This is a genomic window from Acinetobacter sp. Ac_5812, from assembly GCF_013072695.1.
Lineage (GTDB): Bacteria > Pseudomonadota > Gammaproteobacteria > Pseudomonadales > Moraxellaceae > Acinetobacter.
Map to the genome: position 1 here is coordinate 242607 of NZ_LXUK01000008.1, position 11972 is coordinate 254578.

The following is an 11972-nucleotide window of genomic DNA, read 5'->3' on the forward strand; positions in this document are numbered from 1 at the left end:
GCTTAGATTAAGAAATCTTCAAGTTTTGCACCTTTCTCTAATTCAGCAACTAACCAGCGCGGCTGTTTACCACGACCAGTCCAAGTTTCTTCAGCATTGCTTTTATTACGGTAGCGTGGCTCTACTGCTTTACGCGTTGTTTTCTTACGCTTTTGCTCACCCACTTCCAATAATTCTTCAACACTGAAGCCAATCGCTTCTGCAATTGCAATAATTTGATTATATGCATCTTCAATTGCTTGATCTTTTTTACTCGCAATTAAAGCTTCTGCTTCAGCTTGTAAACGTTTTAAATCTTCTACAGATAACTCGCTAATATCTGGTTTCATTAGAACCACTCCAACTTAATAGGGGAAATATATCACTCAAAAATAAAATGAATTTCAAATTCGATTCAATATTAATTTATAAATGATTAAATAATCAATATAAGATTACCCCACTTAATCATATATCAAGCACTAAATCACATTTTATTTACAATAAACCCAAAAAAAAGCAGCCGTGTTATATAAAAACATATTTTATAAAAGTGAATAGCTGGCTAGCAGCAATACGATTTATATTAATTTACTCTTAATTTTATCTAAAAAATTCTAATTTTATTGGGCTTATCAAGGTTCAAATACACCAATCTTTCCGATGCAGCGTATTTGAATCTTATTATATGAATTTACGATATAATCAAACAAAAATAGACATAATCGTCTTTATAATCATTCATATTATATTAAAGCATGCCCTACGCTTTGCTCTAACTGAATTATTTTCTGTCTAATCTCATCAGGAATATTTAATTTCTTTGAGCTAGCCTTATCCACACAGACCATAACTGCCTCACCTGTCGCTACGGTTTGCTGTTGTGTTTCACTCCACAACACATAATGCATACGAAAAGCGCTATTTCTTAACTCTTCGATACGCGCACCAATATGTAGCACGTCAGGGTAAAATACTGGACTTAAATATTTACATTGGCTTGATGCAACGACTGTCAATATATCCTGATCAAAGATATTCAACGCCATTAAATAAGCAATGCGTGCACTCTCGATATAACGATAATACTGCACATTATTTACATGACCAAAAGCATCCATATCTCCCCAAGCAACCGTTTGCTTAAGTACAATCGGATAGACAGACAGTTCCTTCATATTTTTACTCATATCTTAAAATTAAGAAAATTCACATCATTTTCAAATATTAAATTTAACTGCCTGATTAAATCAGGATTATCACCCAAAGTTGATTTAATCCTTAAATAGCTCATTAAAATATTATCTGGATATAAAGTTAATAATTGCTCTGCTTCTGCCTGTCGTTGTGTTGCCACATAAATATGCCATTTTGCAAAGCTAAGCATCGGCACACTGGTGTAACGCTGTTCAAGCTGCATAATGCGCTGCTCAACATAGGCATAATCTGGAATCTGCTTCAATAATTGTTGTTGGAACCACAGATAAAACACTTCTGGATCAAACTGGTCTTGTAATAAATGCAAAGCCAGATCTTCATGCTGCAAACTCATTTCTGGCATACGTGCCAATAATTTCAACCAGAGTACTTTACTACTGTACGGACGAGTTTGAATTTCATCCTGTAAAACCAGATAACGTTGTTGCAATGCAGCAAGATCATCCACAGAAGCCTGATCAAATCGTATAAGCAACTGCTGTAACCATAAGTCACGATGTTCTGCATCTAACAAACCATATTGGGTTGTTTGCAAGAATAACCACGGTTCTTGTAAAGCAAGCTTCCCCCATAACGCAGTAATACGTTGCTGATAAGCGGTTTCAATCTCAGTCAACCAAGGAGAAAGCTGATGTTGAGCAAGAAACTCTAGATGGGTCAGCGCTTTCTGTGTTTCTTGCCGCTCAAGATAAATATCTATGCGTTGTAATTCAGCCAGCTCAAATGCCATCGGTGCAGATTTTTCCAAACTATGCAAGGCAGTTTCATAATCGCCATTCTTATAATCAAATTGCGCATCAATAATATGATTGAGCAATCCTGACTGAGTATAAACACGCTCAATAAAGACTTGCTGATCTTTCGCCGCTTCCAACAGCCAGACAATGCCAAGCTGCTCATAAGGATGCAAATCTTTAAAATGAAGGATTGTTTCTTTTTTTCGCTGCTCGCGGGCAAGATAACGTTTACCAAATAACCAAGTCAATTGTGCCAATAAACTGATCAGAATAAATAGTCCAATGAGCCCTAAAACACCCGTTTGAAATTGCCAATCTCGCCAATAGATATAGACATAGCCATTTCCATAGCCATAACTCAATACAGAAAACAGTGCGAATAGCACCAAACTTGCAAGTACATAAATCAACAGTAAACGTTTCATAATGCCTTATCCCAACAAACCCAGTGTGGTTAATTTTGGTGTTGGTACTACAGGTAGATTTGAAATTTTCTCTAAGCGCAATTTCATTTGTTGACTATTTTGATCTGGCAATTCAGCAAGTAATTGCATCACTTCCAGAGTAGATTTTCGATATTCTGCTCGTTGCCCTTGTTTTAAGGCTTGAGAAGCGAGTAACAAACGTAATTGTGCTTCTTTCAAGGTAATATTACGATTCATCAAGTCAGGTGAGTTGCGCTGTACTTTTTCTAATTTGAACCACTGCCACCACGATGCCGTTTCATTTTTTGTCATAGACAATTTCGGATTTCGGATGTCTTGTTGAATCTTTTGATCTAGTTGCTGCAATAGATTATCAAGTTGCTGTTGTTGTTGTGTCTGACTCAATACATATTGTTGAATCGCTTGTTTATCCTGCTCAATCGACTTAACCAAGCTATGTTGTAACGCAGGAGATACTGCATATTGCACAACATGCTGTTGCACTTGATTAAGCTGATCCAGCGCATAAATAAACTGCTGTTGATCCAATGCAAATTGAACCAATTGCATGTGCTGCTTAATCAAAATAACTGGCGCAATCCCCGTCACCGTAGTCGGGATGGAGACGCTATCCGTAGGCTCTACCGAGCTGGTATTTTGTAACTGGCGTTGGACTGCAACAAATTGATCATTCAATAAAGCATAACGCTGCTCGGTCTGATCTAATTGCTGTTGTAACTGCGGTACAGTTTGAGAATATTGCGCAACATCGTAACTGAGTTTAGCTAACCACAATAAACTCAATCCTAATATTAGATAACCAATTTTTCTCATACATGTCCTTGCCAATCACTCATGCGTTGAATGATCTCTGATGCAGATAAATTTTCAAGCTGAATAATGTTAAATCCTTGAGCAGTCTGGTCCCGCACCTGTATCAGAATCTGAGCCAGACGTGAGCCTAAAACCAAATAAACCCACTCTGCCGTACATGCATGCTGACCACATAGCTGCTGCCAATAGTTCCAGCTTGCTTCACTACTAATCAACACCGCAACAGGCTGATTTAAACTTATTTTTTTTACAATTTCAGGAAATTTGGAAAAACTTTGTTCTGGGCATTGGCGGCGATAGAGCACAAAATTTAGAATCTCAACACCTTGTTGCTGCAATTGCTGCATCATAAACTGTCGCCCTCCCAAACCACGCCAGAATGCAATTTTTTTTAAATGCATCTGCTGTTTTAGGATGGGAAGCTCCAGCATTCCCTCTGAAGTTTCCACCTCAGGAACAACACTTGCTATTTTAAATTGAGCTAAAGCCTTTGCCGTAGCTTGCCCCACTGCGACCCATTGAATATGTTTAAGCTGATCAAGTTGTAATCCCGCTTGCTGCAAATAACGCACTCCAATATCAACAGCAGTCGGACTAACCACCACAATCACTTGAGTCTCCGCCAAGGCTAAGTAAAGTTGTTGCAAAACTTCAGAAAAAGGCTCTGCAACCAACTCAAGTAAAGGCAGCGCTTCGACCTGATAACCAACTTCTCTCAGAGCTTGAGTTAAAACAGAAGCACGGTCATCAGGACGTGTATTAATAAACAGCATTAATACAACGCTTTAAGCAATTCACCCGCACCTTGCGCTAGCAATCGCTGAGCGAGCTGTTCACCCAATTGCTCAGCATCTACTGTTGCACCAACCAATTGCTCTTTCAACAAAGTCTTGCCATCCACACTACCAACACGCCCTTCTATTTGCAGTTGATCATTGGCCAAGATCGCATAACCAGCAATCGGCACTTGGCAACCCCCTTCCAGATAGGCATTAAAGGCACGTTCTGCACGTACACAAATCGAGGTTTCTTCATGCTGTAAGGGTTGGATCAATTTTAATAATTGCACATCATCCGTACGACATTCTAAACCCAGTGCACCTTGCCCCACCGCGGGCAAACTTACAACAGGGGTTAAGCAATGGCGAATTCGATCCGCTAGGCCTAAACGTTTTAAGCCGGCACTGGCCAAGATAATCGCATCATATAAACCATCATCCAGCTTGGATAAACGTGTCCCTACATTTCCACGTAAATCGATAATCTCTAAATCAGGGCGTAGCTGTAAAATTTGACACTTACGGCGTAGGCTCGATGTGCCTACTTTTGCACCTTGTGGCAACTCATCAAAATGTGAGTATTGGTTTGAGACAAACGCATCTAGAGGATCTTCACGCTCACAGATCACAGCCAAGCTTAAACCTTCAGGTAAATGCATCGGCACATCTTTCATTGAATGTACAGCCAAATCCGCACGACCATCCAGCAATGCTGCTTCCAGCTCTTTTACGAATAAGCCTTTACCACCAATTTTGGCTAATGGTGTATCTAAAATCTTGTCGCCTTGGGTGACAAACTTAACCAATTCAACCGTTAAATCCGGATAAAGCGCATTTAAACGAGAACGAATATGTTCCGCCTGCCAAAGTGCAAGAGGGCTTTGTCGAGTCGCAATTTTTAAGGTTTTCATAAATTCAAGTTAAGTATTGATCAAAGCAATTGCTCCAAACTTAACTTGATCACCTGAAATTGCAAGTAAAAATTCATAAAGTGATCAATCATTCAGCTAAAAAGCTGGGTTTTATAATTGATGCATACACTCTCTTAAACTCGGTAAGTGACGGCGACTGACGGATAAACGTTCCTCCAGTTCACGCAAACGTACCTGATATTGCCCTGCTGCTACTAATTCCAGCCCTTCAAGATAGTCGAGCGAGACCAAAGCATTACGATGAATGCGGATAAAACGGTCTGCAAATTCTAATTCCAAGTCTTTCAGTGTTTCATCAATCAGCACACTGCCATTTTTATGGCGAACAGTGACATATTTCTGATCTGCTAAAAAATAATAAACATTTTCCAATGGAATCAGTTCTACCCCGCGATAGGTTTTCGCAGCAATTTGATGGCGTTGTGTTTTGGTATCGTACATATCGTCTTGTTGTTTTAAACCAGTCATTTGTGCTTGTGTAAGGTGAGTTAAATGATTAAACACCTGTTGTAAATCTTGTTGTGCAACAGGTTTAAGTAAATATCCTTGTGCTTGAAATTTAAATGCTTCCAATGCATGTTGATCATATGCCGTACAAAAAATAATCGCAGGTCTAGGATTGAGCTGACTGAGTTGTTCAGCACATTCCAAACCATTCATTCCTGGCATTTGAATATCTAATAAAACGACATCTGGTGAGTCGTTTTCAATATGATTTAACACATCCTGACCATGATGCGCCGTCGCAATGACTTCGTGTCCCATCTGGGTCACTAAACGTGACAAACGCTCTACTGCGAGAGGCTCATCATCAGCAATCAGAACTCTCATCCTCTCCTCCTTGTCACCGTTAACTTCATCCATATTTTTTATGGTTAACTTGACTTATTATTTTACTCGATAGTGGTAGCTCACCACCGTCGTATATAACGACGTTCCCCCATAAATCTGAAACTTAACCGTTTGCCCATAATAAGCTTTCAAGCGCTGCTTCACATTGTCTATCGCAATACCATTTCCCTTTCTCGATTTTATTGTATCGTGAGAATAAGGGTTAGTAATGACTATACTGACTTGATTTTGCAATATTTCAACCAATACGCTAACAGTCGAAGGTTGCAAAACTTTTTCCACCCCATGAAAAATACTATTCTCAAGCAAAGGTTGCAACGTTAATAACGGAATCGTCACTCGTTTTAATTCAATGGGTGTCGCCTGTATGTTCCATTCTACATTCAAACGGGCACCTAAACGCATCTTTTCTATACTTAAATATTGCTGACATAAGTCAATTTCCTCAGCCAAGCTCACCAATTTCAGTTCTTGAAAACTTGCTCTGAATAAACGCGACAAATTAATCAACATATTTTCAGCTTTTTCAGGATCAATCGCAATTAAGCTCACCACACTATTCATACTATTAAATAAGAAATGAGGGTGTATCCGTGCCTGCATCGCCTGAATTCGCGCATTCAGTTCACTATATTGCTGATTCATCCATTGCTCACGCATATACAAGTAACGCAAACAGAAAGCGCCCAACAAAACCCCATAGCTTAAATGCAAACTACTCCCATGAAATAAGATCTCCTCTGAAAATGAAGCTGAACGTGCAGCCCAATATTGAATAATATTGATCGCACAGGTGGTCAACAGTACAATCAGTTGCAACAGTACAAAGCCCATTATCAAGGCGACTTTCTGACTAAACTTAGCAAAAAAATCCTTAAAATAATCAACTAGTGTTGCGAAAGACAAAATCACCCAATTAATAAAAACCATATATTGCAGTACACGGAAGCCCTCTAAGGCTTGCCATGAGCGTGCTTCAGCCAAAGCCAACACCATCGCCAAGACATTACTTGCAACAATTAATTCCAATAAGTATTGCCATTGCCCAATTTTCGTAAAAAAATAGGAGCCTGATGGATTCCCCTGACGAGTTTGCGATAACTTCTTACGTCGAGTTTCGGCAACTGCGTTTGGATTTGCTATACTCTTTTTTATTTTGCTGAGCCGCCATGACCACATCTTCTCAATCCTCTTCTTCAGCCAGCCCGAATCAAACCTCTGGAATGTGGGGCGGTCGCTTCTCTGAAGCAACAGATGCTTTTGTTGCAGAATTTACCGCATCTGTGCAATTTGACCAACGTTTTTATAAACAAGATATTGCAGGTTCAATTGCGCATGCCACCATGCTTGCCAAAGTTGGTGTCCTGACTGAAGCTGAACGCGATGACATTATTCAAGGTTTAAGCACCATTCAAGCTGAAATTGAGGCAGGCAACTTTGAATGGCGCATTGATTTAGAAGACGTACATATGAACATTGAGTCTCGTTTGACTCAACGTATCGGCATTACAGGTAAAAAATTACATACTGGCCGTAGCCGTAATGATCAAGTTGCAACTGACATCCGTTTATATTTGCGTGATGAAATTGACGACATCTTAGGTTTATTACTGCGCCTACAAAAAGGCTTACTGGGTTTGGCTAGTCAAAACACCAACACCATTATGCCAGGTTTCACTCATCTCCAAACGGCTCAACCGGTGACCTTTGGTCATCATCTGTTAGCATGGTTTGAAATGTTAGTCCGTGATACTGAACGTCTACAAGACTGTCGTAAACGTGTTAATCGCATGCCACTCGGTTCAGCCGCTTTAGCTGGAACAACCTATCCGATTGATCGTGCTTACACCGCAGAACTTCTCGGTTTTGAAGCAGTTTCAGAAAACTCATTAGATGCTGTTTCTGATCGTGACTTTGCCATTGAATTTAATGCAGCCGCGTCTTTGATCATGATGCATTTATCGCGTATGTCGGAAGAACTTATTTTATGGACTTCGGCACAATTCAAGTTCGTGAATATTCCAGATCGCTTCTGTACAGGCTCATCAATCATGCCACAGAAGAAAAACCCAGATGTGCCTGAGCTGGTTCGTGGTAAGTCAGGTCGTGTTTTTGGTGACTTAATTAGCCTATTAACCTTAATGAAAGGCCAGCCATTGGCCTATAACAAAGACAACCAAGAAGATAAAGAACCATTGTTTGATGCAATTGATACCGTTCGTGGTTCATTGATGGCATTTGCCGATATGGTTCCAGCCTTAGTTCCAAATATCGAGATTATGCGTGAAGCAGCTTTACGTGGTTTCTCAACTGCAACCGATCTTGCAGACTACCTCGTCAAAAAAGGGGTTGCTTTCCGTGATGCCCATGAAATTGTTGGTAAAGCCGTGGCTTTAGGCGTTGCAGAAGAAAAAGACTTATCTGAATTGACACTTGAACAACTGCAACAGTTCTCTGATTTGATCACAGCAGATGTATTTGACAAGGCACTGACTTTAGAAGCATCTGTCAATGCACGTGATCACATTGGTGGAACGTCACCAAAACAAGTTGAAGCTGCGATTGCCCGTGCGCACACTCGCCTAGAACAGTTATATTAATCTCCCTATATCCCTCTTTTACAAAGAGGGACTTTCACTGGATGCCATAATGACTAGACAAGTATTTTGCCGCAAATATAAACAAGAGCTTGAAGGCTTGGATTTTGCACCATTTCCTGGTGCCAAAGGCCAAGAGTTCTTTGAAACCGTTTCAAAACAGGCGTGGCAAGAATGGTTAAAACATCAAACTACGCTGATTAATGAAAAACGTTTGAATGTATTTGAACCCGATGCTAAAAAGTTCCTCGAAGAACAACGTGAGAAGTTCTTTAATAACGATGAAAGCGTAGAAAAAGCGGAAGGCTGGACTGAAGAGAAATAAGCAGTCCCATCTAACCTTACGATAAAAAAGAGAGCTGAAAAACAGCTCTCTTTTTACATGATATTTACATAAGTAATAAAGCCTTACAGAGTATACACAGTTGTCTACATGACACTTTAAAGCACCATGTTTATAGTTATATTCAGAAGGACAAAGAGATACGTTGATATCTCACGTAACGCATGATATTTCTCTCCCAGACTTTCCCCCGAAGTCTGGGATTTTTTTTATTATGACCCGCTCAAAAATAAAAAACCGCTCCAGTTAGAGCGGTTAGTTATTATTTTACTTTTACCATTATTTTTGATGCACTTTCTGTTCAATTTCTTCGATACTGGTATGACGGACATCGGTACCTTTCGCCATATAAATGACTTGTTCTGAAATATTACGTGCGTGATCACCGATGCGCTCTAATGAACGCAATACCCACATCACATTAATCACCCGTGAGATATGACGCGGATCTTCAATCATATAGGTCATTAAAGTACGTGTTGCCGACTGATATTCACGATCAATATCTACATCCGCCATCACCACTTTCAAGGCTTGCTCCACATCTAAACGTGCAAAAGCATCTAATGCATCATGAATCATGACACGTACTTGGTTACCAATATGACGGGTTTCCATATAACCACGTGGTGACTCGCCTTCTTCACACAAGGTTTGTGCAATACGCGCAATTTTCGCAGCTTCATCGCCAATACGCTCTAAATCCGTATTGCCTTTGCTCATTGCGATCACCATACGTAAATCAATCGCTGCTGGATGACGACGTGCGAGAATTAAGGTTAAGCCTTCATCAATATCACGCTCGAATTGGTTCACGGCATTGTCTTTAAACTGTACATCAATGGCTAAATTAGCATCTGTGTCTAATAGAGCATGAATCGCATTTGCGACCTGTTGCTCCACTAATCCACCCATGGTCATAAACTTGGTGTGCACATCTTGCAAGTCTTCATTAAATTGTGAAGAAATATGATGACTTAACACAGGATTGCTTGGGCTCACAGTATGCCTCCACTAGACACATGGAAAAAATGATTGGTGATTAAAACATAGAAATGATGAAACTTTTATGACAATAGCACGGATTGGCCTATTGTTGATTGGTGTGAATTGCTACAACAAAAATTTAAAAATCTGTTACGCTAAACGTGTCGCTTGACGGAGCGCAGTTAACAAACTGCTGAGATTATCTTAATTACGCAATTTAAAGATAAGTACCGTTGAACCTGATCAGGTTAACACCTGCGTAGGAATCAAGCCCAGCAAAAAACTTAGCTGCTATTTATCATAGAGATAAATCCGCCATGGTTTTTGGTCGTGCTTGATTCGTTAATGCTATACATAAGGATCATGCCATGAACCAATTAACGAATCTTTCCCCTGCTGATATTTCTGCTCAACATGAGCAAGCTGCAAAAGATTTAACCCGAATATTACCTGCATCTCGAAAAGTCTATGTTGAAGGTTCTCGCCCTGATATCCAAGTCCCATTCCGTGAAATTAGCTTAACCGAAACACCAACTGGCTTGGGCGGTGAACACAATCCACCCGTCATGGTCTATGACACGTCTGGCGCGTATACCGACCCCAATGTACAAATCGACCTAAATAAGGGCTTACCTTTCGTTCGTCAAACATGGATTGAAGAACGCCAAGATACCGATGTACTTTCTGGTCTTAGCTCTGAGTTTGGTCAGGCACGTTTAAAAGATATTCGTACAGCTGACATTCGTTTTGCCCACATTCAAAACCCACGTCGCGCGCAAACTGGTAAAAATGTCACGCAAATGCACTATGCCAAGCAAGGTATCATTACCCCTGAAATGGAATATATTGCCATTCGTGAAAACCAGCGCCAACGTGAAAATGTCGATATGCGTCAGCATCCTGGGCAAAACTTTGGTGCACAAAATTTAAGAGAAATTACGCCTGAATTTGTACGTCAGGAAATTGCTGCAGGTCGTGCCATTATTCCAGCCAACATTAACCATCCAGAATGTGAACCAATGATCATTGGTCGCAATTTCTTGGTGAAAATTAATGCCAATATCGGTAACTCTGCGCTCGGTTCATCGATTGATGAAGAAGTTGCGAAGATGACGTGGGCAACCCGTTGGGGTGCCGACACCATCATGGATTTATCGACGGGTAAAAATATTCATGAAACCCGTGAGTGGATTATTCGCAATTCACCTGTTCCAATCGGAACTGTACCGATCTATCAAGCATTGGAAAAAGTCGATGGTGTAGCTGAAGACCTAACATGGGAAATCTTTAAAGACACCTTGATTGAACAAGCCGAACAAGGCGTTGACTACTTCACCATTCACGCAGGTGTATTACTGCGTTATGTACCCATGACAGCAAATCGTCTCACGGGCATTGTGTCTCGTGGCGGTTCGATTATGGCGCAATGGTGCTTGGCCCATCATCAAGAAAACTTCTTGTACACGCATTTTGATGAAATCTGCGAAATCATGAAGGCCTATGACGTGTCATTCAGTTTGGGAGATGGTTTACGTCCAGGTTGTGTGCAAGATGCCAACGATGAAGCGCAGTTTAGTGAGCTTAAAACATTGGGTGAGTTGACGCATCGCGCTTGGGAACATGATGTACAGGTGATGATTGAAGGTCCGGGGCATGTACCAATGCATATGATTAAAGAAAATATGGATCTTCAACTTGAAGTCTGTAAAGAAGCGCCTTTCTACACCCTTGGCCCACTTACAACAGATATCGCACCGGGTTATGACCATATCACCTCGGCGATTGGTGCTGCGATGATTGGTTGGTACGGTACAGCGATGCTGTGCTATGTCACGCCAAAAGAACACCTAGGTTTACCGAACAAGAAAGATGTCAAAGACGGTATTATTACCTACAAAATTGCAGCACATGCGGCTGACTTGGCCAAAGGTCATCCAGGTGCACAAGTCCGCGACAATGCCTTATCTAAAGCACGCTTTGAATTCCGTTGGGATGACCAATTCAATTTAAGCTTAGATCCAGACACAGCACGCAGCATGCATGATGAAACACTTCCCAAAGAAGCGCATAAATCGGCACACTTCTGTTCGATGTGTGGACCAAAATTCTGTTCGATGAAAATCACCCAGAATGTGCGAGATTATGCGCAAAATCAACACAATGCCAAGCAGTCAAATGATGTAGAAACAGAAGTTGAAGCAGGTCTCAATGCCATGAAAACCGCTTATCAGGAACATGGTCAAAAATTGTACCACAAGGTGTAAATCAACTAAAAAAAGATTTTCCTGC

General features: G+C 40.6%; 12 protein-coding genes and 1 riboswitch. Of the genes, 3 read left to right on the forward strand and 9 right to left on the reverse strand.

All coding sequences use genetic code 11. The features are described 5' to 3' along the window. Positions 1-2: 2 nt before the first annotated feature. The 8 genes from A7P55_RS07145 to A7P55_RS07180 all read right to left on the reverse strand — a co-directional run bounded on the left by A7P55_RS07145 (position 3) and on the right by A7P55_RS07180 (position 6935). Positions 3-329 carry an H-NS histone family protein gene (locus A7P55_RS07145; RefSeq protein ID WP_171551603.1) on the reverse strand — a complete coding sequence of 109 codons (327 nt, stop codon included), beginning with the start codon at positions 327-329 and terminating at the stop codon, positions 3-5. A gap of 396 nt (positions 330-725) precedes the next feature. Continuing rightward, entirely contained in the window at positions 726-1157 is a 432-nt protein-coding gene (locus tag A7P55_RS07150) for a thioesterase family protein (protein ID WP_216077985.1), read from the reverse strand. A gap of 8 nt (positions 1158-1165) precedes the next feature. Continuing rightward, positions 1166-2359, reverse strand: coding sequence for a heme biosynthesis protein HemY (locus tag A7P55_RS07155; protein ID WP_171551604.1), 1194 nt, complete (start codon positions 2357-2359; stop codon positions 1166-1168). A gap of 6 nt (positions 2360-2365) precedes the next feature. Beyond that, entirely contained in the window at positions 2366-3193 is an 828-nt protein-coding gene (locus A7P55_RS07160; RefSeq protein WP_171551605.1) for a hypothetical protein, read from the reverse strand. Then, entirely contained in the window at positions 3190-3966 is a 777-nt protein-coding gene (locus A7P55_RS07165; RefSeq protein WP_171551606.1) for a uroporphyrinogen-III synthase, read from the reverse strand. The genes A7P55_RS07160 and A7P55_RS07165 overlap by 4 nt, the downstream gene beginning before the upstream one ends. Then, complete coding sequence (gene hemC / locus A7P55_RS07170) at positions 3966-4883, reverse strand: hydroxymethylbilane synthase (protein ID WP_171551607.1); 918 nt, start codon at positions 4881-4883, stop codon at positions 3966-3968. The genes A7P55_RS07165 and hemC overlap by 1 nt, the downstream gene beginning before the upstream one ends. A gap of 111 nt (positions 4884-4994) precedes the next feature. Then, the gene (locus tag A7P55_RS07175) at positions 4995-5735 is read right to left on the reverse strand and encodes a LytTR family DNA-binding domain-containing protein (RefSeq protein WP_005191841.1); all 741 of its coding nucleotides are present in this window, start codon (positions 5733-5735) and stop codon (positions 4995-4997) included. 57 nt (positions 5736-5792) lie between these two features. Further along, positions 5793-6935 carry a histidine kinase gene (locus A7P55_RS07180; RefSeq protein ID WP_171551608.1) on the reverse strand — a complete coding sequence of 381 codons (1143 nt, stop codon included), beginning with the start codon at positions 6933-6935 and terminating at the stop codon, positions 5793-5795. Here A7P55_RS07180 and argH point away from each other — a divergent pair. Continuing rightward, positions 6926-8356 (forward strand): argininosuccinate lyase, encoded by a 1431-nt coding sequence (argH, locus tag A7P55_RS07185; RefSeq protein WP_171551609.1) that lies wholly within the window; start codon positions 6926-6928, stop codon positions 8354-8356. The two genes, A7P55_RS07180 and argH, sit on opposite strands and share 10 nt — an antisense overlap. A 49-nt stretch (positions 8357-8405) precedes the next feature. Next, on the forward strand, positions 8406-8678 hold the full coding sequence (locus A7P55_RS07190) for an oxidative damage protection protein (RefSeq protein WP_005278388.1): 273 nt from the start codon (positions 8406-8408) through the stop codon (positions 8676-8678). A gap of 297 nt (positions 8679-8975) precedes the next feature. On the opposite strand, the gene phoU is transcribed toward A7P55_RS07190, so the two are convergent. Further along, positions 8976-9698 (reverse strand): phosphate signaling complex protein PhoU, encoded by a 723-nt coding sequence (gene phoU / locus A7P55_RS07195; protein ID WP_005154764.1) that lies wholly within the window; start codon positions 9696-9698, stop codon positions 8976-8978. A gap of 147 nt (positions 9699-9845) precedes the next feature. Then, positions 9846-9966: riboswitch (TPP riboswitch) on the forward strand. Positions 9967-10051: 85 nt separating this feature from the next. Between phoU and thiC the strand changes: the two genes are divergently transcribed. Then, positions 10052-11947: a phosphomethylpyrimidine synthase ThiC gene (gene thiC / locus A7P55_RS07200; RefSeq protein WP_171551610.1), complete on the forward strand. Its 1896-nt coding sequence runs from the start codon at positions 10052-10054 to the stop codon at positions 11945-11947. The last annotated feature ends 25 nt before the right edge of the window (positions 11948-11972 follow it).